This window comes from Roseovarius sp. MBR-51 (assembly GCF_053628575.1).
The window spans coordinates 41,126-63,900 of the sequence record NZ_JBRJGQ010000016.1 but is presented as its reverse complement, the minus strand read 5'-3'; the positions used below and the strand labels follow the sequence as shown (position 1 = coordinate 63,900).

Below are 22,775 nucleotides of genomic sequence, written 5' to 3'. Positions count from 1 at the left end.
ATGAGCGCAGACACCTCAGACGCCCCGCCGAATGGGAATGCGTCATCCTCCACCTGGACCGCTCTGCTTGAGTGCGCCGAGGCGGCAGAGAATGGAGAGCTCGATCTCGACGGAAGCGCTCCATAGGTTGTGGCGCTGGCTGAGCACCTTGTCGATGTTGGCCTCTTGCGCGTCCCGCGCGCGGATCATTATGCTCTGACGCCGACCGGAAGGGAGCGTCTCGGGCAGTCCAGGACGGGCGCTGCTTCGATCAAGCCTCGGCGGCGCGCGCCACTCCTTTTTCCTGTGGCCCTTGCAGCAATCGCGGTGGCCGTCCTCTGGTTTTGGCTGCGTTCTTAGGCTTGGTCAGTCGCGCGCACACGAAAAACCTTCTGTCGTATTTAGGCGCCAACTACTTCGAATATAGGGCTCCGCTCGGTCAGTTTTCCGAAGCGGATTGTGGGACTTATCGGGAAACGCGCAAAGGTTCGGAGGACCCTGCTGACAAATCAGGTCGATCCGGGGCTGATGTGTGGTTCTTAATTCCAAAATTCCCACCATCATCATCGCGCGATTTCGCCTGCCATCACGGCCTGTCCATGTGCCACGAGCGTCGCGGTGAACCTCGGGCATCCAAACTGCCGGATAATCGGTATCCTGTGCGGCCGCGAAGCAGACCCTCTCCCTGCATGGACCTGTGACGCGATCGAAGCCGACCTAGCGCCACTCGTGCGCTTCGCACGCAGGTTGAACTGGGACTTCGATGCGGTCAAATACGCCATCGAGATGCCATGGAGCAATGGCCAAGCAGAAGGTCAGATCAATCGCCTGAAGACCCTCAAACGCGCCATGTACGGCCGGGCCGGTCCAGAATGGTTGTGGGTGAGAATGCTACCGTCCCGCCACACAAATTGAGGATGACCCGATTTAAGGGCAACGCGCCACCGATCCAGCTCACACGAGACCCTTGTTGCTCAAGCCCAAGCCGTCGGACGTCATCGATATGCAAAATTCCAGATCTGATGCGCCATACGCCTCCTGTGCTGCCACTTGCTGAAATACGGAACCAAAATTGAAGCCTTAAGCTGAAAAACGATGTGCGTTATCCCGGTATCATCAAGGAATAAAGTTATAATCACGTGCTGAAATAGTGAAGAAAATGCGACATTGGGCTTTTCTCGCTTCAGCTCCAGATCGGAGGCCTCGAGTTCACCTAGCAACTCGGTCAGGTACTGGCGTGAGATGCCCATCTTCACCGCCAAGGCCGAGAGGGTGAATGCGGCCGTTCCGCGCGACAGGCCGTTGTAGCCCTCTTTCCATGCGATGGCATCTAGGATGACGGTCGCTAGCTTGTGGGCGGATACCGAAAGCTCTGTCTGTGTGATCCGTCGAAGGATCAGGCCGGTTGTGGGTTCCATGGTCGGTGTCTCCTGCGAGAGCCGAGGCCATGCCGCGATACAACAACACTATTGCCAGCAAAACAACTTTGCTGGTTGCAGAGGTTTGGACAGTGCGCTAGAGAATCCTTGTTCACGGGTTTTTCTAGCACGGCGTCAGGCTTCACGGTCTGGCGTCGTTTCGCTTTTCGGGTTCGGTGCACAGTCTCCGGTGCAAGATTTATCGGGTGCGGGCCTGCCCCACGCAGGCCCACACAAGTTCAGTATCGGACCTCTTCAAAGCCGTAGTTGCCTTCGTGATCGCGCCAATCGACGAAGACGGAGCGGTAACTCACCCAGTTGCAGTGCCCCATATTCGGGAGGGCCGATGCCGGAGGGACCTGGGCAATGCTTGATCGCGTCCAGCGATAGTCACCCTGGACCCCGTAGGACCCGAGGCGCGTCGCATCGGAGCGGATACAGTCGCCGTCTCGGTTTTGGCTCTGGCTGAACTGGATGTGGTAAACGCGGATGCTGCGAACGAAGTCAAAGGCATCTCCCGAGATGTCGATGTCGGCCCGTTCATCAGACTGCACTGGCACGAGGAGCGGCGGATCATTCGGCGCGCTGATCCTCGGCTCATTTCGGAAGGTGATGTCATAGAGCCGTTCCATCGGCGACAGCGGCGCAGGGGCGTTGAACGACGCCCCCATCGGACAGCGCCAGATTTGCAGGGGCGGTTCCACCGGCCAAGGAGTGAGCCGGCGGATGAAGACCGCTCGCGCATGCGCGCAGGGCGCCCAACGCGCCGTGTGCCGGATTTAAAGGCAACGCGACAGGGGGCAGTATCGCGCCGTCAAGATCACGCCACGTCGCGATGACATGAAGGGCGCTTTCCTGCGTCGGCTGAAGCTCGCCATCGCGGACCTGTTGAATCATCCCCGCTGCCCATTTTTCCAGGCGGTGGCGCGCCAGACGTGCAGCCCAATGTTTCGGGCCGATGGCCCCGGCGTCCTCAAAAAGCGCTGTAAGTTGCGCCGTTCGGGTCGCCACCTCCGCCTCGGGAAGCGGAACCCCACACCAGGCGCAAACGGCTCTCGTGAGCATTTCGCGCACTTTGTCGTAGAAAACGACTTCGTTCCTCGCCTCCCAATCCGGTGCATAATTGTCTAGCATGTGAAGCGACATTCCCTGAAGCGCGGCTATATGCTCGGTCCCCATCAGCGACATGAACATCTTCTTGCGGTGCTGGTGGGCAGCGCCGTCCAATCCCTGAATGCCGCCTTCACCCAACAGGGTCTTCTGTATGCGGCCTGGCATCGAGCCCGCGCGGATCAGCTTATCGTCGGAATAGAATACTTCCGCAGCCGCCGACCCGGTCATGCAGATCGTCTTTTGAAGGAGGATGCGGGTTTCAAACAGATCTGTGTCGAGCGCGCGGCAGGTCTGAGAGATGAATCCATACGGATTTCGCAGCAGGGTGAGTGTGCTGTCAAAGCCCTCTGCGGATGGTATGCTGGACATTCGTTATCCTCCTGTTTGCTTTCCCGTGCTCAGGCCCCGTTCAGCCTTTCTGTTCGCGGTGCGGAAGTGGCCCCGAAAGAGCAGTGCCGCTTCGAAGGAAATCACTGCATCCGCGCTCAAAACATCTTTCACCGCTGGATTAGCTGCGGCGCATCCACATCCCCAAGGGACATTTCAGGCAACCAAGTGATAAGCTGAGGGAACGAGATCAGGGCTGCGATCAATACGATCTCGATGGCGACAAGCGGTACCGCGCCGCGATAGATATCGGAAAGGTTGATACCCTTAGGTGCCGCCATCTTGGCAAAGAATAGGGCATAGCCGAAGGGAGGCGTCAGAAAAGACGTCTGCAAGGCCAGTGCTATCAGGCCAGCGATCCAGATTTGCGCAAAGTAGGCAGAGCCGACGTGATCTGCGAAGTCGAGTTCCGAAAAGATCGGCATCAACACTGGTACAAAGACCAGCAGCACCTCGATCCAGTCAAAAACAAACCCAAGTATGATGATCACGCCAAGGAGGATCGCCAACAGTTCCCACCGGGTGAGATCGAATGCGGATATCCACTCGAAGATGACGTCCGGTCCACCGACCAGGTGGAAACTAAGCGAGAATACCGATGCGCCCAATACGATGAAGTAGACCATCGACGTCATCGTGCTTGTCTGCACCGTGACAGAGTTCAACGATGAGAAAGACAAGCGCTTTCGCGCCAGCGCGACCAATAGCGCGCCAAAAACCCCTACTCCAGCCGCCTCTGTTAGTGTCGCAAAGCCCAGAATGATGCTGAGCGGAATGGATGCGATGACCGCGACAGACGCGAGTACAAACAAGAGGTCTGACACAAGATTGGTCTTGGGTGTGTCCAGCGGGATTTCGACCGTTTTTCTCAAGGTGACCGCAAAGTAGACCGCGAAGGCCATGACCATCAGAAGCACAGGTACGATGAGGGCCACATACATCAATCCGATGCGCAGATAGAACACGTTCGAGATGAAGAACAGCATCACGGCTGGCGGGAACACGACACCCAATGCTCCAGAAGCTGCGACAGCGCCTCCTGCGGTTCGCGGTGCGTAGCCCGACGCCATCATCGGGGCATAGGCCACCAACGCCACAGTTATGACGGAAGCACCGATCACCCCGGCGGCGGGCGCAAGAACGAGGCCGATCAGCAAAGTCGCAATGGCGTAGCGACCGGGAACGCCTGTCAGAAGACGCCCCAGCAAGCGAAACATGGTTTCGGCAATCCCGCTGGCATTCAGGATCAGACCAAGAAAAATCAACATTGGAACGCTGGTGAATTGGACTGATTCATTGGTCAGTACACCACGGGCCCTCAGGTAGATCAGCCCCAGATGCTGAAAATCAGTGATCCCCACCCAAACCGCAGCGACAAACCCCAAGAAGCCTGTCCCCGCGAGCACCAGCGCCACCGGAAAGCCACTGAAAACCCCAATCGCCATCACGACAAGCATGGCAACCGTGAGGACCTCATTCACCATTGTGCAGGCCGCTTGCTTGTTCCGGTGCACCTTGCGCACGTCTCCCTGTCAGAAAGGCGATGTTGCGAAGGGCTACGATCATCCCGGCAAGAGCCAGCAGGATGGGGCCGATGACCCCGGCAATGCGTTGTGCCCACAACTGGGTTTCCGCGTATTTCGTGGTGCGCATCAAACCGTCCCATCCGTAGTAGGTCAGGATGGCGGCGAGCGGCAGAAGGACAAAAAGGCCGCCAATCAGTTCGATCCAAGCAATGCGGCGGGCGGACCAATGTCTGCGAAGAACATCAACGCGCACGTGACCGTCGCGCAGATAGGTATACCCAAAGGTCAAGAAAATTAGGATGAACAGCAGTGACGTGGACAGGTCCGGCAAATAGCTCGACACGCCAAGTTGTAGCTTGCGATCCAGCATCTGAAGCGCGCCATAAGCAGCAATCGAAACAACTGTCAGCCACGCAGTCACGACGCCGATGCCGCGAATGCCACGGTCAATCCAATCCAAAAATCTCAAGCCGAATTCCCTCCCAAAGTTCTTTGCCTGTTAGCTGTTATCCCCCCGTGACATCTCCCTTGCGATTGTCTTGTTCCCGATTTTCCGGCCTGACTTTCGAGGTGCGAAAGCTGTCCCAGAACAGCAATGCTGCCCCACAAAAGATCGCCACGTCAGCCAAGTTGAAGGACGGCCAGTGGTATGACCCGTAATGGAAGTCGAGAAAGTCAGGGACGGCCTGATAGCGCAGACGGTCAAGGATATTGCCAAGCGCGCCTCCGATGATCAGACCGAGCGCCGCACCTGTCAGCCCGTCCGGAGCCTTCCATAGCCAGATCAGCAGCCATGCCACGACCACGGCAGCAAGTGCGACCAGACCCCACCAGGGTACGACCCCGCCGAGCATACCGAAGCTGACCCCATCGTTCAAAACCCGCACGAGGTTGAGAAAGGGCAGAACCTCGACCCCGTTCTCAAGCGCCGGGGAGTTCAGGGCAAGAGCCTTGGTGCCCTGATCAACACCAAACGCGGCGATGGCGCAAAGCCCACCGAGAACGCGGCTGTTCATGCCACCGCCTTCAGATCGGCCCGCGCGTCGCGGATGATCGCCCATGACGAGTGCAGGAACAGTCCGGCGATCCCGAACGCGACGATAAGATCGGGCCAAGCGCTGCCCAGCCAAACCACTAGCCCAGCGGCGATAACGACTGCGGCGTTGCCGATGGCGTCGTTACGCGAGAAAAGCCAGACAGCGCGCATGTTCGCATCGCCCTTGCGGTACCGCAACAACGGCAGCACGGAGATGACATTTATCACAAGAGCAATCAGGCCCAGAATCCCCATCAATGTGGCGTCTGGGGTTGTCGGCTCGAATGCCCTTATGATGGTCGTGCTAAAGACCCCAAGGCCAAGCAGGCCGAGAAAGATGCCCTGGATCAGGGCAGAGCGTGCCCGCCAGAGAAGGCTCCATCCGATGGCAAGAAGCCCCAAGAAAGTGATCGCGCCATCGCCGATGAAATCCAGCGCGTCGGCCTTCACCGCCTGTGACCCGGCAATAAACCCACCAATCATTTCCAGAACGCCGTAACCGACATTTAGAATCACGACGATCCAGAGCGCGCGGCGGTAGCCCGGGTCCTGATGGGCCGCACTTTGCTGAAGGTCCTCGTCGCTCTCGATGCGGTCGAACCCATATCCCGTTGTCTCAACGGCTTTTTCAATCTCCGGCAGGCTTGCTTCAGGGACTTTCAGAGTCATGATATGGGTCGCCGCTGATACTTTCACTGCGTCGGGCGCGACACCCGCAGACTGCGCCGCCCGCTCGATCTGGGCGGCATCCTTGGCGCAATCCATTCCGGAAACCCGGTAACGGACGGGCGACGTATCTGCTGTCGATCGGGTGCTTTCGGTGTTGGCCATCGGTGCAATACTCCTGCTAAAGTGGATCAAGTTCAAACATATCAGCAAGGAGTGATATGATGCAAGTCTTCGCCGATCGCAATGCTGCGGCCGCTGGCATCGAGCGTAGGGCAAAGCTCTTTCGCGGTCTTGCCGACCCGAGCCGACTGGCGATACTGGGCGTGCTGTGTGAAGGACCGTTGGTTGTTCACGAGATCGTCAAACGCACAGGGCTATCGCAGCCCAACGTGTCAAATCATTTGCGATGCCTTCTGGATTGCGGACTTGTCGCCAGCGACCGCGATGGGCGCTTCATTCGCTACCGGATCAGCAGTCCGCGCATAGCAGCTCTTTTAAATGATGTAGACGCCCTGCTTGATGTGGTCGCAGAAGGTGTTGGGGCTTGTGACAATTATCGCGAAGCGTGAACGATAATATCCCAATGCACGTCATCACGACCACTTCCGCGTGAGGCAAAATTTTATATGGGGCTTGCTGCCAAACGTGTTGAAAAGACCCATTATTGAAAGCGCTCAATTTAACTGCTCGGCATAGCGAGTTAAGGATCACAATTGAAGCGAAGATCAAGACGAGGCCCGGCATCGTGGCAGTAGCCTGGTTTCACCCCACAGATCGTGACAGCGCTTAGACTGATAAAGAAACGAACGGGCCCGAAGTATTACCGAGATCGTCTGGCATCAAAATTTCTCTTGAACCTCTAGTAGCTTTAGGAGTTAAGCCACCGACATAGAACGGCACCATGGAGCAAGTTGCCAATAACGCCTCACTCTTTCCCGGGCGAACAACACTGCGTTCGGGGTAAGGTTCGGTTTGCCGTCCAATGCGTGAACGGAGCAATCTATATGCTGACAAGACGACACTTCATCCAGACGACTGCCGCATTGTTCTCGGCGTCTATCTCGAGTCCGCTCCTCGCTGACACCTGGCCCACTGAAGCGGAAAAGGCGGCTTGGGATGCACAGATTACACCGCCGGGCTATAACCCAGCCACATCAAACCCGTGGGGCCTGCACCCGCGCTTTCTGCCGCAGCGGGTTATAACTAAAGATGGTCTTGTGGCCGGTGACATCCATGTCGATGCTGTCGCGCGCTATCTTTACCATATCGAGGAAGGCGGCACGGCGATGCGCTATGGCGTAGCGATTGCTCGTGGCAAACTTTATGAGCCAGGCGTCTACACGATCAAGCGCAAGGTCAGGTGGCCGCATTGGCAGCCAACACAGAACATGATTGACCGCGACCCGGAGCTCTACGCCGACATCGCTGACGGTATGGAACCCGGACCTGAGAACGCGCTCGGGTCACGGGCGCTTTATCTCTATGTCGGGGACCGAGACACCTATCTGCGCATCCACGGTACACCACAGCCGCGAAGCATCGGCGGCCGAGCCAGTTCCGGTTGCGTCCGGATGGTCATGGCGCACATAAACGATCTGTATCCGAATGTGGAGATTGGCTCGACGGCGTTCCTATATTCGGCCGAGGACAGCGTGACTCCGCAGAGTTGACCCAAGCCGCGCCGTCAATCCGACGCTTGGACGCGTCAATCAGGATTGGCGCGCGACGCAGATGGGATTGCCGCCTGCCGATCGCAACGGGACCAAGGTCGTTTCCACCGGCCCACTATGGGCATACCAATAGCAATTATCTTCGGGACGTAGCCGTGCCGTGATGAGATCCTGGTCGGGTGCAGCGAGGGCTGCGACAGATTCTGGAACATTGCCGATCCTGAATGGATCGTTGTCTTCCTTAGAAGGCACCGCGCAGCCAGCCAGGGCCAATGTTGCAACCATGATCACCGCATATTTTTGAAGCATATCTATCTCACTCTTTGGCAGGTCAGCCGCGTCCTCAGACTTAACGGCGCGTTTCAAGGTTCCGCAGGTCTGTGTCCTTATTTGACCAAGTTTCTGTTTTTGCTCTTGAAGCTCTAGTTACTGTAGGGGCTATCTCAATGTGGAATGAACGAATCCCGAGGTCAATCCCATGTCTTCCAATGGCCACCGCCACGACCACAAGCACAGCTCTGACTGCAGTCACGATCATGGTGATGATCACAAACATGCGAGCGTAGTTCCCCACTCTCATGGAAAAGGTGTTGCGTGCTGCGGTGCTGGAGCCAACACGGGACCGGCACAATCCATCCCCTCGAATGGGCGAAGTTTTCAAGTTTCCGGTCTAGATTGTGCCGAAGAGGTGGCAATCCTGAATAGGGTGGTCGGTCCAAAAGTCGGCGGGACTGAGCATCTGGCGTTCGATGTCATCAATGGTCGGATGACGATTCTGGATACCGCAGTCGGAATTTCGGACAACGAGGTTTCGCAACTGGTCGCGAGTACCGGCATGAGCACAAAACCGTGGGACGCCGACAACGCAGCAGAGGATCAGGCCGCGCATCTGGCACGTCAGAAGCGCTTTACCTCGTTGAGCGGCGGCTTCTGGGCGGCGGGATTCCTTTTTCACATTGTCGAGACCGGCATGGGCGGCGCGCTCGGGCTCTTTGCGGGGCATGGCGAGGTGCCTATGCCTATGGCGGAAGCAGGGATCTTCGCCGTCGCGATCCTCTTTGGGGTCTGGCTGGTTGCGCCCAAGGCATGGTCTTCGGCGCGGCGACTTTCGCCAGACATGAACCTACTGATGGTGGTGGCCGTTGCAGGAGCCATCGGGCTCGGCGAATTCTTCGAGGCCGCGACGGTCGCGTTTTTCTTCTCTTTGTCGCTCTATCTTGAGAGCTGGAGTGTCGGTCGCGCACGCAACGCGGTTTCATCTCTCCTCGATCTGGCGCCGCCAACGGCGCGGGTTCTTTACGACGACGGATCTGAATCCGACGTTCCGGCCGCGGCCGTGGCAGTCAATGCAAGGTTTATCGTGCGCGGCGGCGACCGGATCCCCCTCGACGGTGAGGTCGTGGACGGGGCAGGGGCCGTCGATCAGGCCCCAATTACTGGGGAAAGCGCGCTAGTGCCCAAGGAACCCGGCGACGAGGTCTATGCCGGCACGATCAACGGCGAGGGCACACTGACGGTGCGGGCGACGAAGGCCGCCTCGGACACGGTGCTCGCGAAAATCATTCGCATGGTGGGCGATGCCCATGCCCGCCGCGCGCCGGTCGAACAGTGGGTGGCCAAGTTCGCGCGCATCTACACACCCATCGTGATGGCTTTGGCGATCGCCATCGCGCTGGTGCCGCCACTGCTGCTCGGCGGCGCCTGGGACTACTGGTTCTACAATGCTCTGGTCCTTCTGGTCATCGCATGTCCTTGCGCGCTGGTCATTTCTACGCCGGTTTCTATCGTGGCGGCGCTGACCGCGTCGGCACGGGCGGGGGTGCTCATCAAGGGCGGCGCCTATGTCGAGGCGCCGGGGCGGACCACGGCACTGGCGATGGACAAGACCGGGACGATCACCATGGGCGAGCCTGAGGTGGCGGCGGTTCACCCACTGGTCGGCGTTTCCGCACGCGATCTCATGGCGCTGGCAGCAAGTCTGGAGGCGCGGTCTTCACACCCGCTGGCACGCGCCATCCTCTCGCGCGCCGAAGCCGATGGTGTTTCCGTGTCTGCCGCAGAGGACACCCGCACCGTGCCCGGGCGCGGTCTGGAAGGACGCGCCGACGGGCGCGCTATCTGGCTCGGCTCGGATCGCTTCGCCGAAGAGAAGGGGTTCGGCAATGCCATTCCGGCGGATCTGCGGGATCGGATCGAAGGGGCAGGGAGCACCCTCGTTGCCGTGGGTGACGAGACCGGCGTGACCGGCGTACTGGAGCTTCGCGACCGCATCCGCCCAGATGCAAAGGGGATCGTTGCGCGCCTACACGCGCAGGGCGTGAAGACAATCGTCATGCTGACCGGCGATAACGAGCGCACCGCGCGTGCAGTGGCGGCCGAGGTCGGCATTGACGAGGTGCGTGCCGATCTCTTGCCAGAAGACAAGGTGACGGCCATCGAGGAACTGGTGGCAACCCACGACATGGTGGCGATGATCGGTGACGGCGTGAACGACGCACCGGCGATGGCGCGGGCGCATTATGCCATCGCCATGGGGGCTGTCGGTTCGGACGCGGCCATCGAGACGGCCGATATCGCGCTGATGACCGACGATCTGGCTCGAGTGCCGTGGCTGATTGCTCACTCTCGCCGGACAATGACGATTATCCACCAGAATATCGGTATATCGCTGGCAACCAAGGCGCTGTTCGTCGGGCTGACCGCGTTCGGGATGGCCTCGATGTGGGGCGCCATCGCTGCGGATGTAGGCGTATCCCTGTTGGTGGTCGCCAATGCGCTGCGGCTTTTGAACGGGCATCGGATCAAGGACGGGCCTTCGGGCGGTGAACCGGTGGGCGAGCAGATGGCGAAGGGAGCACTGGCGCACGGTCATTGATCCGACGTCTTCGTTAGAGTAACCTCTGGCACCAACAGACCTCGCAAAAAGGGGCGTCGAGCAGTGACAAACACCAGATTTCCACGGCGCGCCTTTTTGATGGGCGGATTTGCCGCCTTCCTGTCAGGCTGTGCCAGCAAGTTCCGGTCGTACAACGGACCCGAAGTGGCCCGGCTACGCATGTACAAGGCAGAGCGGTTTCTGGTTCTGGACGGGGCGGATGACGTCTTGCGGACCTATCCCATCGGATTAGGCTTCGCGCCCGAAGGTCACAAGCAGTTCGAGGGGGACGGCCGTACGCCGGAGGGTTCCTACGTGATTGATCGGCGCAACCCGGACAGCCTCTTTCACCTGTCAATCGGCATCTCATATCCCAACGCGGCAGACATCGCTTTTGCGCAGGCCCAAGGAAAGTCGCCCGGTGGCGACATTTTCATCCACGGCGGACCGCGCAAGGGGACTGACCCAATGAATGTCCGCGACTGGACAGCAGGCTGCATCGCCGTCACTGACCGCCAGATCGAGGAAATCTATGCCATGGTCAGGGACGGGACACCGATCGACATATACGCTTAAGGATCAGGTGAAGCGGCGCCGCAGCGCGACGTTGATCGCCTCAATGGCGATGACCATGGCGACGACCGCCATCGTGACGCTGGCCGCCTTATCATACTGGAAAGAGCGCACGTAGGTCTGGATGTAAAAGCCTATCCCGCCCGCGCCGACAATGCCGAGGATTAGCGACTCGCGCAGGTTCAACTCGAACCGGAAAATCGTGTCGCGGGCGACGACCGGCGCCATCTGCGGCCAGATCGCGTATCTGAGCCGCACGAGCGGCCCGGCGCCCGCGCTTTCCAGTGCGGCGATCGGCGCGCGGGACACGCCGTCGATCGCCTCGGCATAGAACTTGGCGAGCATCCCCGTTGCATGAAAGGCGACCGCGATGATGCCGGGCAGCGGCCCGAGCCCCACAGCGCCCACCATGAGCATGGCCACGAGGATCAGCGGAATCGCCCGGATGAAGGCAAGCAGCGTTCGGATCGGCCGGAACACCGCAGGCGATACCATCGTTTCGGAGGCGAGGATGGCCAGAGGGATCGACAGGATCACAGCGCCGAGGGAACCGAGGATCGCTATTCTCAGCGTTTCCGCGCTGCCCTTCCTGATCTCGGCCATCACTGTCGGATCGGGCGGGAACATCCGCCCGAGAAAGTCAGCGATCCGCGGACCGGCCGAAACGAGACGCGACAACTCGACATCGGTCGTGGCGAAGGACCAGAGGATCGCGCCGGCGATCAGGGCGCTGGTAACGAACCCGCCAAACCCGCCAAACTGCATCAGGACACCGCCCTGAGGCTGAGACCGGGCAATGGTTCGACCTCGCGGTAGAGCTCCGCCGTCGCATCATCGTTCAACTCGGAGGTCGGTACATCGAAGGCGATCCGCCCATCCCGCATGCCGATGATGCGCTGCGCGAAACGCCGCGCCAGGTCGGGCTGGTGCGAGGAAAACAGCGCCGTTGCGCCGCGCGCTTGCGCCGCCCCGGTCAGCAGCGCCAAGACCTCCCCAGCGCGGGTGGGGTCGAGGTTGCTCACCGGCTCGTCGGCGAGGATCAGCCGTGGCTCCTGCGCGAGACACCGCGCAATGGCCACGCGCTGCCGCTGGCCGCCGCTGAGACTGTCGACCCGGCGTTCGGCGAGATCGGCAATGCCGCAATCGGTGAGGGCTGTGCGCGCAATGTCGAGATCATGTGGCGTTGGCGACCCCAGCAGGGCGCGCAGGGGCGCCATCCGGCCTAGGCGGCCGTTCAGCACGTTGCGCAGAACCGTGGAGCGTTCGACCAAGGCGAATTCCTGAAACACGAAACCGGTATCAGGTCGGCTTGCGCGCGGCGGCGGTTGGTCGGGATCGAGCGGCGCACCCAAGACTGAAACGCGCCCGCGCCAGCCCTGAAGCCTGCCGTCGAGCAATGCCAGCAGCGTTGTTTTTCCTGCCCCGGACGGGCCGAGCAAAGCGACGCTTTCGCCGGTCGAAATTGTAAGCGAGACCCGCTCCAGCGCCGGAACACTCCCGCCCGGATGGGCAAAGTTCAGGTCGTCGATCCGGATCGCAATGTTCATTCCAGGAGCCCATATCGCCGTGCCATGTCGCGCACGCCGCCATAGGCGGCGGAGTCGGCCCTGACATAGCCGTCCGGCCCGTAGAGATAGCGCAGCTTGTCGCGGTTCTCAGGTTCGTTGAGCTGCAGCATCGCGTTGGTGAAGCGGTCTTGCACCTCGGCATCCAACCCGGGTCGCGCGATCACGACATGGCTCGGGATTGGCGGGCTTTCCGCGATCCATGTCACCTGTGCCTGCTGCTGCGGCGTCAGGAGCAGGTCCGCATACTGGCTGGCACCCGCGGCATCGACCAGACCTTCGGCCATCGCCTGCATGGCCTGCTGATAGCCGCCTGCGAAGAAGACGCGGCCGAAGAATGCCTCCGCCGCGCCCGGACCGTCGATCAGCCCAGCCTCGACGAATTCGGCGAGCGGATAGAGATAGCCAGATTCCGAGATCGGATCGGCAAAGGCGATGTCGCGCCCGCGCAGGTCGGCAAGCCCTGCGATGCCACTATCGCGCCGGACGAAGATGCGACCCGTGTAGCTCGGCGCGTCGCGGTAGACCTCGGACAGGAGTGGCACGGCACCGATCTCGGCCTCGGCCAGGACGAAAGGCAGGGCGCCCATGAAGTAGATATCCGCGTCGCCATTGCGCAGCGCCTCGACCGCTGCCGCATGGTCGATGGTAACAAACCCTTCGACGGGGACGTCGATCTCACTAGCCAGCCAGCCGGTGATGGCTTCAATGTCGCCCAGAAGCTTCTCGGGGTTCTCCTGCGGGATGAAAGCCAGCCGCAACGCAGTGTCCTGCGCGGCCAACGGGGTTGCGAGCGATACTGCGCCCGCACCGGCCAGTGCCAACATCGTTCTGCGATTCAGATGGATTGCCATCAGAATGCCCTCTCTTCGATTGCGTCGGCTTCGGACTTGAACGCGGTCCAACTGGCTTCGGCGGCCACCCAGTCTTCACCGCGCACGGCGGCACCGACCTCGGCCAGCCGCTCGGCCAACGCGTAGACCTCGGGCCGCGCAGCCAAGTTCGACATTGTGCTGGCGTCCGCCGAAAGGTCCGCGGCGACGGTGTCGGTCAGCAGCAGAATGTGCTCCGCATCCCTCTGTGGCAGCAACGTATTGAGCGTCGAGGCGAATGTCGTCAGTTCGGAGAATGCCAGCCGGAAGGCGGTGTTCTCGGCGTCGAATGCCTCATAGGGCTCATTCGCTGCGCCCACGGTCTCCAGATAGGCCGTCAGGTCAGCCCTCTCCGCCGCGGTCAGCCCGAGCGCTTTCGATTCGTCGAACCAGTCCACGACAGCGGCCAGCGTCGGCAGAGATCCGTCATGGAAATAGGGTGCGGTGTAGGCCGTGCCGAGCAGCGTGGGTGTATCCATCGCACCGGTGCGGGCGCCATCGTAGGCCGACGCAACCGAGCCGATATCATGGGCCTGCCGGTCCAGGAAGTTCGTGTCCGGGACGTGGCAGCTGGCGCAGGAACGGTCGCCGAGCGCCGCGAAGGGCGTATTGAAGATCGCTTCGCCGCGCTGCGCGGCCTCGGGAGCGGCTTCGGTCAGCTGACCATCCGGTGTCAGCATGGAGTTGGGCAGGAAGTCGAATTCGAGCATGTAGGCGAGCAGAGCATCCAGCATGAAGGGCGTCGGTTCATCGCCGCCGAACTCGTTGACGATGACGTTGCGGGTGAAATCACGCAAGGAGGCGAAGCGGCCATCGCGGCCGTAGGGCCCGGTGAAACGCAGGCCACGGAGGCTGGGGATGTCAATCGGATCATCGCGCCGGTCATTGAAGATCGGATTGAAGAAGGCGCCATCGACATCGATCGCGCCTGGCTGATGGCTCGCACCCGGAATGAAAAGCCGCTGGTTGACGTCCGAGCGGTTGTGACAGGTCGAACAAGCGACCCCGAGGTCCTGCGCCGGATTGCCAAAGATTTGCGCGCTGTCGAACAACATGTCGCCATATGCCACCAAAGGCAGGTCGGTCTCGTCGATGCCCTGCTCCTCGAAATTGAGGACGAGGCGCGGCAGCGGATCCTGATCGAACATGTCAGACCCCGGCGGCAGGCTTGGCGGCACCTCGATGGTGCGGCCACTTAGGACAACAGTTTCCGGCAGCGCGCTCAGCGTCCGGCGGGGCGCGAAATCGTCAACGAGGTAATTCTCGGCGAGATAGCCGGAGATGACTTCGCGCGCGGCTTCCATGGTTTTGCGACTCGCGGGTGTGGCACCAGCACCAAGAACACCGGCGGAGCCTGTGCTGCTGTTGAGTTCCAGCCAGGCGAGGCCGATGCGTCTCGAAGCGTCGGGATCAGCAGCCGAGATACCGTCCGCGAATGCGCGATAGAGTTCTCGAGCTGTCCGCACGGCCTGCTGTGCACGTGCAGGGTCGTCGGCCATGACTGCCCGGTCCAGTTCCTCGTCGATCCTGCGCGCTATCAGCCGCGTCGCCTCGGCGAAGACCGCCTGGCGGTCCTTGCGAGTTATGGCGTTCAGAAGGGGCGCGGGTCCAATGTCGCTGCTGCCGTTCAGCCATGCCAATGCACCGACAGCGAATTCCGAACCCCGGTAGGATTCGGCCCAGGCGGTCCCGACGTCATCCCAGGGCAGCAGTTCGAGATTCGCGAGGAAGAGAGTCAACCGGTAGGCCGCCGCCTCTGGAAGCCATGGGGCCTCCTTGGCGGGCGTCGCAGCGACAGGTCCGGACAGGACGAGCGCACTTGCGAGTGCGGCAATGAACGCTCCAAGGAATTTCTGAATCACCGTGGTCTCCCAACTTCAAAGTTAGCCACGGCTAATTTATCTACCCTATGCAAACAAGTTGTCAATCCTGCAGTTTCCCTGCAAAGTCCCAAGTATGACAAAGCTGCAATCACAGGAACATGAACCGTTCGAAACTGTCGACAGGGCTCCCGAAGCACAGGCTGAGGGATTCGCGACCGTGCGTCAGGCACATGAGAGCGAAATGGCGGAAGATTACGTTGAACTGATCGCCGAACTGATCGAGTCGCGCGGAGAGGCAAGGCCGGTGGAAATCGCCGAACGGTTTGGAGTGAAGCCGCCGACCGTGACCAAGAACATCTCGCGACTCAAAGCTGCTGGCCTGGTGCGGCGGGAACCTTACCGCGCCATATTCCTCACGGATGCCGGTCGGGAGTTGGCCGAGGCCTGCCGCCGGCGGCACAGGATCGTCGTCGCGTTTCTCCTCAGCCTGGGAATCGACGAAGAGACTGCGGAACGCGATGCGGAGGGGATCGAGCATCACGTCAGCACGACCACGCTGGAGGCCTTCGAACACGCCCTCCTGCAATCTGAGAGCGGCAAGTAGCGCAGCATCAAGTTCTCGCGAAATTCAGCAAAGCAAGACTCAGGAGGCGGCGGCGTCAGCAGTCAAAGGCTGGTGGGTCTGTTCTGATGGTCAACTTTAGTGCAGAAAATCGTTCGTGTCCTCTGAGCTTGGCCAGCCCGAGATAGTGTGCCCAAAATCTCTGACTGCGACGACGGTGCAGCGAAAATGTCGATCGCGGGAAAAGACGTGGGTACAACCTTTGATTTGCTCCTCTGTTCAAAGCGCATAGACAATAGTCACCACCGTCGTCATGACGATGAAGAACATGACCAAGGCGCCTATGGCGAGCGTCCGGCCCATGTCGCGGTTTGGCTTTGCCACTTTCAGACGCAATTCTTCGGCCGTTTCCGGAAACTCGAGCGCCGCGGAGTTCGAGCCTCGCACCAACTCATATCGTGAATTCCAGCGACGCACCTCGGCCGCGTTCCACCCGTTCATGACCAGAATGATCGCGGCGATCATCAGCATCGAGGACGGGACCCAGATCGTATAGCCACCCATGGTTTCGTCGGACAGGGGATCGAGCAACCCGGTTCCCGCCGTTTGGTAGGAGGCATAGAGGCTCACCTCTTTGAGTGTCGTCAAGGAACCCAGAAAAATGTTTGAAACGATCACCGCAAAACCAGAGATCAGCCTTGCGCCGCGCCTCGCGCCCTCAGGGGGATCTCTCGGGTCGAAGAGCATGCCGAAATACCAGATCCCTGCCAGCACCATCGCAAAATGGGCGAACACCTCGATCGCCGCGATGCGCTGCGCAAGTCCGTAAAGCACTGGAATCTGCCAGATAAAGAGCGACGTGATGAGCGCAGCAGTGGCGGTTACCGGATGTGCCAAGAACCGCAAAGTAATAGATTTTCCAAGAGCGCCGAGGTATCGACGCCACCGTCTGTTCAAACCGGCTTGCAATAATCGCCACGGCTGAGTGACCGCGATGAGTAGTGGTCCTGCAAGGCGGAGGAGAAGGTGCTCCACTTGATGCGCCGAAAAGAGGCTGTGCCCCAACGAAGCCAGAGGCGCATTCGTGGCCGCGAGAATGCAGGTCAAGCCAGCGAAGAACAGGGCTTGCCGCCAAATGGAAACCGTCCCGCGCAGCCGTGTGGATCGCGCGACGCCGCGCATGTAGATCCATGCGGCCAAGCTGACGGAAACAAGGGACACTGGCGAAATCGCGTATCCAAACGGGTCGAAAAGGAGGAAGTAGGCGATCATTGGCTCCTGTCATCTTGTATTGTTGGCCTTTGGACAGATGCCGGTAAAAGTCGGGATGTTCCCACAGCGCCACCCCGGGCCAAGGACAGATCAGTGGACATCGCGAGGTATTTGCCCTGCATCCACATGAGAAAAAGGTTTTCATAGAATCGTGAGAGCGGGTGGCCGGACTGACCGGCGGGCGCGATGAAATAGGATCCGGCTTCTTCCGAAAACGACATGACCGCCTGAAAATTGGTGCCCGCGCTGGTCGCGAACGGGCGGTCATTGTCAGAAGTGAACAGTGTTGCAATCAGTGTGTCGGGATCGCCGGAAGATGGGGCTTCGAGAGACAGCAGATCGCTGATGATCCCGCTCGATCGGATTGGTGCCCACCCCATATTCAAAGCGTGTGCTTCGCCCCAGGCCCAGGCGGACGGATCGGGTCCGTAGCGGTCGACAAGCCAGCCGATGGCATCATCCAGGGCCGCACGAACCTGATCCTGGCAGGTCTCGATGCGGGTAGACGGGCGGATGTCGCACCAGATTGCGCTCCCTCCGCGATCTGAAAGCACCGCAAATAGGACATCGGGATTTGGCCTGGCCCAGACCTTCGTCGCGGATGGAAATTCATCCTGAAGTATTCGCTTTTGCAACGCGCGCGCCCAGGCCCAGAACACGAGCGGCTCCGGTGAAAAGCGATCCATGTCGCCATTCCATTGGGCAAGTTGATCCAGAATATCGCCGCGAAGCTCATTTGCGCGGTTCTCTTCGAGAGCACCTCTGGAACCCACGAACCAAAGCTCTTTTGCCATTATAGGAAGAAGCGCCCGCGCGGCAGCGCTGACCGTGTCGCGCTGCACCGTAATCGCGCCCTCGACCGAGAATATCGGCTGCCGCTCATCAAGAGCAGCCAGACGGGCGTCTCGAAACGATAAAGGAGTTTCGACCTCCCTGTCAGGCCAGCGAGCAAGGGTTTCTCGGTCGATCGCAAGAATCTCCAATCCGGCTGGTGACAGGTTCATGCATGCGTCCATAGCATCGTTCACATCGGCGGACCGCGCCAGACGGTCAAGCATCATCAGAAAATTGCTGGCCTGCGCGGCCGTGGGATTCTCTGGCTCTTTAACGGCTTTCTGGGACACAGATCGGAACGCCCAAGCGACGCGTTCGCTGCGACCGACGACAATGAAGGGCACACCCGGCAATGTAGCCCCAATCGCGGCTCCGGTCGGGAGTTGAATATCCGCCAGGTACCATTCAGAAGGCAGCGATAAGGGGCCACGTATATCGGCGGCGAGAATTGGTGCTCCGGTAGCTGTTCTGTCTCCAGGCAACGCCCAAGCATCGAGGCTGACCTTGGGCGAGGTCACAAATAGCTCGGGCAAAAGAGGTCGATCCGACGGGATCGGTAGATCTGACAAGCCGGACAGGTCATTCTGCCGTCTCTCGGGTTGAAGATCGTTCAGAAACGCTTGGGCAAGTCTGAGACTATCGACGGGTCTCCAGGCTGCGATCATTCTCTCATCCGCGATCAACAGATCGGGTGAGCCTCTGCCGCGCCCGCCTTCGGACACCAGGCCAAGCCACGCGTTGACACCTGCGGCATATGCGTCGAGCGCTTGGGCTGTCGAAGGCTCAACTTCGATCGTCCGGTCAAGTGGCATCAAGGCTTGCGCTGCCCGCCTTGCCCTCAATAACTGGCCAAGCCTGTCCTGAGCGTGAACGAAACCAAGCGCGAAATAGGCGTCCGGAGCGGAGTCTGCAGAAATGTGCGGTATGGCCGCAGCATCTCGCAGAATATCGACTGGACCTTCGATACCCGCAACACTGAAATCCTCGTCATAGTCGGGGACGGAGGCGCGCAAAAGAAAGTAGACGACACCGGATACGGTCAGTCCTAATGCAAAAACCGCCAGGAGCAAGTACAGTAATATGTTGAATAGTCGTTTCAATTCGTTGCCGGTGCCAAAGTAATCTCAAGACGTGATGCGCAAGAGGATCACCGAGGCGAAAAAAGCGAGCAGGCCGAAAGCAATACCGAAGCTTGTCGCGTATTGAAGTATATCCAGGCGGTTCCCTTTCCGCCGTTGCGCCAGATAGCCACCCCAGAGCGCCCCTCCGACAAAGCCTGCGAGCACCAGCATCACGATTCCTCCGATTTTGATTTTTCTGAATTGAAACGTCGTCTGACCAATCCGACGGTAAAGGCTAGAGCCCAGACCGCACAGATGAGCGCCAGCGATGTCCAATCACCGAAACGTGCGTAAGGTGTGGGCGCAAGCGCTGTCGGCAGGCTGGCATCTATGACTCCAGTTTGTCCGGTCTCGAGGCGCGCGATGATCTCTCCCTTGGCGTCGATGATCGCGGAAATCCCGGTGTTGGCCGCCCGGACTACAGGAAGCCCTTCTTCGACCGCGCGCATGCGCGCGGAGGCGAGGTGCTGCTCGGGTCCGATGCTGGTCCCGAACCAGGCATCATTTGTGGCGTTGAAAATCCAGTCGGGGCGAAAAAGGTCATCGACTACCTGGCCCGGAAAAATGATTTCGTAACAGATCGCCACCGCGACCAGAGGCGCACCCGGGATCGCCAGCGTGCGTGGCCCTGGTCCTGGCGTGAAATCACCCAAACCTTCGGTCAGCCGCTCGATCGGCAGCCAGCCTCTCAGGGGCACATATTCCCCGAACGGAACAAGATGATGTTTTGCATATCCCGTCAGAATTTCGCCGCTGCCGTCATAGGCTTGAACCGTGTTGAAATATCGGGTTCCCCCATCGCCCTCTACGCGGTCAGGCACGCCTGTCAAAAGGATCCTGCCGTCTGGCAGAACCGTGGATAGCCGCCTACGCGCCAAGGCGTCCTCGTCCAGAAAACCGGGAAAGGCCGTTTCCGGCCACAGCAACAGGTCGAAGCGTCCAGGTTGCGCCGACAAGCCCAAATATTTCTCCAGCGTTCGCTCGCGGCTGCCCGGTGCCCACTTCTCGACTTGCGGCACATTGCCTTGGACGATGCGCAAAGCGCTGTCCGTCGGAGGCACATTCGTCCCTAAACGCAGCGCGCCGCCACCCCAGAGGCCCATCACCACAACGGCGAAGAGCACGAGAACAGGCACGCGTCTGTTTGGTGCCGCCACAATCAACACACCGGGCAACAGCCCTATAAAGACCGTGAGAAAGCTCAGCCCATAGCTTCCTACCCAGGCGGCGGGTTGGCGCAGAGCGGCGTGTTCGACAAGGGCATAAGCGGCAAGGTTCCAGGGAAACCCTGTCAGGACATGACCACGCAGCCATTCTGCGGCAACCCAGCAGGTTGCAAGCAGAAGACCTGCCGTAGTGTCGCCGACAGCACGGCGCTGCATGATGGTGGCAAATAACATCGCCGCAATCGCCGGGAAAATGGCCAGTCCGGCGGACAGTCCCGCGACTGCCGGGATCGCAAGGGCACCGAAACGTTCGGAATCGACGTAAAAGCTCTCGGCGATCCAGGAAACTCCAAACCCGAACTGGCCCATTCCGAAGACCCAGCCGATGAAGAAGGCAGGCGCTGTCGAAACCTGCCGGAGGACGAGAAAGAGTGCTGAGAAGGCGACTGGAACAACGATGAGCCATGAGAATGGTGGAAGGGTTAAAACCGTTAAACCGCCCGCTGCAAAGCTAATCCCTGATCGCAGGGGAATGTAACGGCCACGACCCGTCAGTGGTCGCAAGCCCGCCATCATGTGCCTGTTTTCAACTTGGCGCTCAACCAAGGGGCTATGAGCAGTAGGCCCACGCCACTGACCACGAAAACATCCGCCATGTTGAAGGCGGGCCAATGCGTGGATCCGACATAGAAATCGAGGAAGTCCGTCACACTCCGAAACCGGATGCGGTCGAGGACGTTGCCGAGCGCGCCACCGATAATCGCACCATAGGCGATAGCCTCAACCGGGTTGGCAGTGCGCACCAACATGACGGTCAACCAGCCGCAGACAGCGAGGGCCAACGCCGTAAGGCTCCACCATGGCGCGCCACCAAGTAATCCGAATGTCACGCCATCGTTGCGCAGGTAGATGAGATTGAAACCGGGAAAGACCGGAATTCCGGCGCTCAAATCTGCCGCATTGGCGACGACAATTGCTTTTGTCACCTGATCGACAAGAAAAGCAGTTCCAGCCGCAATGAAACCTTGGAAATGGGTCAGTTTCATCTCATCCTCCCAGCCATACATCGAGGAACAACATGATCACGAGGCCGGCTGCGAGACCGAGTGTCGCCCTGTTTTGATGGCCTGAACGGTGGGTTTCGGGAATGATTTCGTGGCTGATGACGTAGAGCATCGCCCCGGCGGCGAAGGCGAGCCCCCATGGCAACAGCGGCTGCGAGATGCTGATGATCCCAGCCCCAAGAAGCCCGCCTACCGGCTCGACAAGACCTGTCAGGGCGGCAATCCCCCACGCACGGCGCCTGGAATAACCCTCACCAAGCAATGAGACCGCTACGGCGAGACCCTCGGGAGCGTTTTGCAGCCCGATGCCAATCGCAAGCGGCAAGCCACCAGACAGACCGTCAGCCCCAAACCCGACACCAACGGCGAGTCCTTCGGGGAAATTGTGGATCGTGATCGCAATGATGAAGAGCCAGACGCGGCGCAGCGAAGCAGCGTCTGGGCCTTCCCGCCCCGTCTTGAAATGCTCATGCGGCAGCCATTCGTTCATCAGAGCGACCGCGCCCATGCCAAGCAGGATCGCAACACAAACGATGGCCGCCGGGAGAGCACCGTTGTCGAACTGTCCTTCGGCTGCATCGAGAGCCGGGATGATCAGCGAGAAAAACGAGGCCGCGAGCATGACACCCGCTGCGAAGCCAAGTAGCAGATCGCGTGTAGCCCGGGATGGGATGCGCCCGAAAAGAACGGGGATCGCCCCGACCGCGGTCAGCGATCCGGCGGCCAGGCTTCCAAGAAAGCCAAGGGTAATTGGGGAGAAGGGTTCCAAGCGCTGAGGTCTCGCCGATACGTCAGTCAGCGGCCGAATAACTGCTAAAGATCTCGGTCGATCCATCGCCGCGGATCAGGAAGACCTCATAAGCCTCACGATCGTCTTCCGGTCCCATGCCGGGCGATCCATAGGGCATTCCGGGCACCGCCAACCCCACTGCATCTGGACGCTCATCCAACAAACGCTGAATGTCTGATGCCGGTACATGTCCTTCGATCACGTAGCCGTCGACCAAAGCCGTATGGCAGGAGACCATGCGCTGAGGCACGCCATTGTCGAGTTTGAAGCGCACAAGAGATCCCCCGAACATGTCCTCGCCTGTCGGCGCAAATCCGCTTTCCTCGAGGTGCTTCATCCAGGACAGACAACAGCCGCAGCCGTTTGTCTTCCGGACATCAATCTGGATCGCATCGGCGACAGCTTGCGCCGCGGGGAACCAGGCCAGCGTGACTGCAAGGGCGAGAGCCAGTCGTTTCAT

25 protein-coding genes and 1 pseudogene are annotated in these 22,775 nt (G+C 59.9%); 6 read left to right on the top strand and 20 right to left on the bottom strand.

Features of this window, described 5'->3' with window-relative positions; all coding sequences use genetic code 11:
• Positions 1–42 precede the first annotated feature (42 nt).
• Positions 43–189 (bottom strand): hypothetical protein, encoded by a 147-nt coding sequence (locus ACSSVY_RS18980; protein ID WP_274591150.1) that lies wholly within the window; start codon positions 187–189, stop codon positions 43–45.
• A 432-nt stretch (positions 190–621) separates the two neighbouring features.
• Here ACSSVY_RS18980 and ACSSVY_RS18975 point away from each other — a divergent pair.
• Positions 622–894, top strand: a pseudogene (locus tag ACSSVY_RS18975) (transposase); the annotation flags it as partial.
• An 80-nt stretch (positions 895–974) separates the two neighbouring features.
• Here ACSSVY_RS18975 and ACSSVY_RS18970 read toward each other — a convergent pair.
• From ACSSVY_RS18970 to ACSSVY_RS18940, 7 genes are all read right to left on the bottom strand, one after another.
• Positions 975–1,397 carry a hypothetical protein gene (locus ACSSVY_RS18970; protein WP_454271312.1) on the bottom strand — a complete coding sequence of 141 codons (423 nt, stop codon included), beginning with the start codon at positions 1,395–1,397 and terminating at the stop codon, positions 975–977.
• 239 nt (positions 1,398–1,636) lie between these two features.
• The gene (locus ACSSVY_RS18965) at positions 1,637–2,068 is read right to left on the bottom strand and encodes a hypothetical protein (RefSeq protein ID WP_454271310.1); all 432 of its coding nucleotides are present in this window, start codon (positions 2,066–2,068) and stop codon (positions 1,637–1,639) included.
• Positions 2,013–2,738: a hypothetical protein gene (locus ACSSVY_RS18960; RefSeq protein ID WP_454271309.1), complete on the bottom strand. Its 726-nt coding sequence runs from the start codon at positions 2,736–2,738 to the stop codon at positions 2,013–2,015. The genes ACSSVY_RS18965 and ACSSVY_RS18960 overlap by 56 nt, the downstream gene beginning before the upstream one ends.
• A 269-nt stretch (positions 2,739–3,007) precedes the next feature.
• Complete coding sequence (locus ACSSVY_RS18955) at positions 3,008–4,381, bottom strand: TRAP transporter large permease (RefSeq protein WP_274591177.1); 1,374 nt, start codon at positions 4,379–4,381, stop codon at positions 3,008–3,010.
• Positions 4,371–4,844 carry a TRAP transporter small permease subunit gene (locus tag ACSSVY_RS18950; protein ID WP_454271307.1) on the bottom strand — a complete coding sequence of 158 codons (474 nt, stop codon included), beginning with the start codon at positions 4,842–4,844 and terminating at the stop codon, positions 4,371–4,373. Before ACSSVY_RS18950 ends, ACSSVY_RS18955 begins: the two co-directional genes overlap by 11 nt.
• Before the next feature lie 85 nt (positions 4,845–4,929).
• On the bottom strand, positions 4,930–5,439 hold the full coding sequence (lspA, locus tag ACSSVY_RS18945) for a signal peptidase II (protein WP_009824417.1): 510 nt from the start codon (positions 5,437–5,439) through the stop codon (positions 4,930–4,932).
• A complete protein-coding gene (locus tag ACSSVY_RS18940; protein ID WP_037298733.1) occupies positions 5,436–6,290 on the bottom strand; it encodes a cation transporter in 855 nt (284 codons plus the stop codon). The genes lspA (ACSSVY_RS18945) and ACSSVY_RS18940 overlap by 4 nt, the downstream gene beginning before the upstream one ends.
• A gap of 59 nt (positions 6,291–6,349) precedes the next feature.
• On the opposite strand from ACSSVY_RS18940, the gene ACSSVY_RS18935 reads away from it, so the two are divergent.
• Both ACSSVY_RS18935 and ACSSVY_RS18930 read left to right on the top strand, forming a co-directional pair.
• Positions 6,350–6,697 (top strand): ArsR/SmtB family transcription factor, encoded by a 348-nt coding sequence (locus ACSSVY_RS18935; RefSeq protein WP_425442834.1) that lies wholly within the window; start codon positions 6,350–6,352, stop codon positions 6,695–6,697.
• Positions 6,698–7,132: 435 nt separating this feature from the next.
• Positions 7,133–7,798, top strand: a complete 666-nt coding sequence (locus ACSSVY_RS18930; RefSeq protein WP_005613343.1) for a L,D-transpeptidase — start codon at positions 7,133–7,135, stop codon at positions 7,796–7,798.
• Positions 7,799–7,837: 39 nt separating this feature from the next.
• On the opposite strand, the gene ACSSVY_RS18925 is transcribed toward ACSSVY_RS18930, so the two are convergent.
• Positions 7,838–8,107 carry a hypothetical protein gene (locus ACSSVY_RS18925; protein WP_005613342.1) on the bottom strand — a complete coding sequence of 90 codons (270 nt, stop codon included), beginning with the start codon at positions 8,105–8,107 and terminating at the stop codon, positions 7,838–7,840.
• A 169-nt stretch (positions 8,108–8,276) separates the two neighbouring features.
• Between ACSSVY_RS18925 and ACSSVY_RS18920 the strand changes: the two genes are divergently transcribed.
• A complete protein-coding gene (locus ACSSVY_RS18920) occupies positions 8,277–10,673 on the top strand; it encodes a heavy metal translocating P-type ATPase (protein ID WP_454271304.1) in 2,397 nt (798 codons plus the stop codon).
• A gap of 99 nt (positions 10,674–10,772) precedes the next feature.
• Positions 10,773–11,249: a L,D-transpeptidase family protein gene (locus ACSSVY_RS18915; RefSeq protein WP_040643433.1), complete on the top strand. Its 477-nt coding sequence runs from the start codon at positions 10,773–10,775 to the stop codon at positions 11,247–11,249.
• A gap of 3 nt (positions 11,250–11,252) precedes the next feature.
• On the opposite strand, the gene phnE is transcribed toward ACSSVY_RS18915, so the two are convergent.
• From phnE to ACSSVY_RS18895, 4 genes are read right to left on the bottom strand one after another with little or no spacing between them, the layout of a single operon-like run.
• Positions 11,253–12,011, bottom strand: a complete 759-nt coding sequence (gene phnE / locus ACSSVY_RS18910) for a phosphonate ABC transporter, permease protein PhnE (protein WP_046002642.1) — start codon at positions 12,009–12,011, stop codon at positions 11,253–11,255.
• The gene (locus ACSSVY_RS18905) at positions 12,011–12,793 is read right to left on the bottom strand and encodes a phosphonate ABC transporter ATP-binding protein (RefSeq protein ID WP_046002643.1); all 783 of its coding nucleotides are present in this window, start codon (positions 12,791–12,793) and stop codon (positions 12,011–12,013) included. Before ACSSVY_RS18905 ends, phnE begins: the two co-directional genes overlap by 1 nt.
• Positions 12,790–13,665: a phosphate/phosphite/phosphonate ABC transporter substrate-binding protein gene (locus ACSSVY_RS18900; RefSeq protein WP_454271302.1), complete on the bottom strand. Its 876-nt coding sequence runs from the start codon at positions 13,663–13,665 to the stop codon at positions 12,790–12,792. Before ACSSVY_RS18900 ends, ACSSVY_RS18905 begins: the two co-directional genes overlap by 4 nt.
• Entirely contained in the window at positions 13,665–15,545 is a 1,881-nt protein-coding gene (locus ACSSVY_RS18895; RefSeq protein WP_454271300.1) for a cytochrome c peroxidase, read from the bottom strand. Before ACSSVY_RS18895 ends, ACSSVY_RS18900 begins: the two co-directional genes overlap by 1 nt.
• Positions 15,546–15,639: 94 nt before the next feature.
• Here ACSSVY_RS18895 and mntR point away from each other — a divergent pair, with 94 nt between their 5' ends.
• The gene (gene mntR / locus ACSSVY_RS18890) at positions 15,640–16,110 is read left to right on the top strand and encodes a manganese-binding transcriptional regulator MntR (protein ID WP_005641374.1); all 471 of its coding nucleotides are present in this window, start codon (positions 15,640–15,642) and stop codon (positions 16,108–16,110) included.
• A 237-nt stretch (positions 16,111–16,347) separates the two neighbouring features.
• Here mntR and ACSSVY_RS18885 read toward each other — a convergent pair whose 3' ends face one another.
• From ACSSVY_RS18885 to ACSSVY_RS18855, 7 genes are read right to left on the bottom strand one after another with little or no spacing between them, the layout of a single operon-like run.
• The gene (locus tag ACSSVY_RS18885) at positions 16,348–17,340 is read right to left on the bottom strand and encodes a cytochrome c oxidase assembly protein (protein ID WP_076695163.1); all 993 of its coding nucleotides are present in this window, start codon (positions 17,338–17,340) and stop codon (positions 16,348–16,350) included.
• Positions 17,337–19,274, bottom strand: coding sequence for a penicillin acylase family protein (locus ACSSVY_RS18880; protein ID WP_454271298.1), 1,938 nt, complete (start codon positions 19,272–19,274; stop codon positions 17,337–17,339). Before ACSSVY_RS18880 ends, ACSSVY_RS18885 begins: the two co-directional genes overlap by 4 nt.
• Before the next feature lie 24 nt (positions 19,275–19,298).
• The gene (locus tag ACSSVY_RS18875) at positions 19,299–19,466 is read right to left on the bottom strand and encodes a hypothetical protein (RefSeq protein WP_008282832.1); all 168 of its coding nucleotides are present in this window, start codon (positions 19,464–19,466) and stop codon (positions 19,299–19,301) included.
• Positions 19,466–21,037, bottom strand: a complete 1,572-nt coding sequence (gene lnt, locus ACSSVY_RS18870) for an apolipoprotein N-acyltransferase (RefSeq protein WP_050775788.1) — start codon at positions 21,035–21,037, stop codon at positions 19,466–19,468. The genes ACSSVY_RS18875 and lnt overlap by 1 nt, the downstream gene beginning before the upstream one ends.
• A complete protein-coding gene (gene lspA / locus ACSSVY_RS18865; RefSeq protein ID WP_008282830.1) occupies positions 21,034–21,528 on the bottom strand; it encodes a signal peptidase II in 495 nt (164 codons plus the stop codon). The genes lnt and lspA (ACSSVY_RS18865) overlap by 4 nt, the downstream gene beginning before the upstream one ends.
• Positions 21,509–22,294, bottom strand: coding sequence for a ZIP family metal transporter (locus ACSSVY_RS18860; protein ID WP_008282829.1), 786 nt, complete (start codon positions 22,292–22,294; stop codon positions 21,509–21,511). The genes lspA (ACSSVY_RS18865) and ACSSVY_RS18860 overlap by 20 nt, the downstream gene beginning before the upstream one ends.
• Before the next feature lie 22 nt (positions 22,295–22,316).
• Positions 22,317–22,775: a DUF411 domain-containing protein gene (locus ACSSVY_RS18855; protein ID WP_454271296.1), complete on the bottom strand. Its 459-nt coding sequence runs from the start codon at positions 22,773–22,775 to the stop codon at positions 22,317–22,319.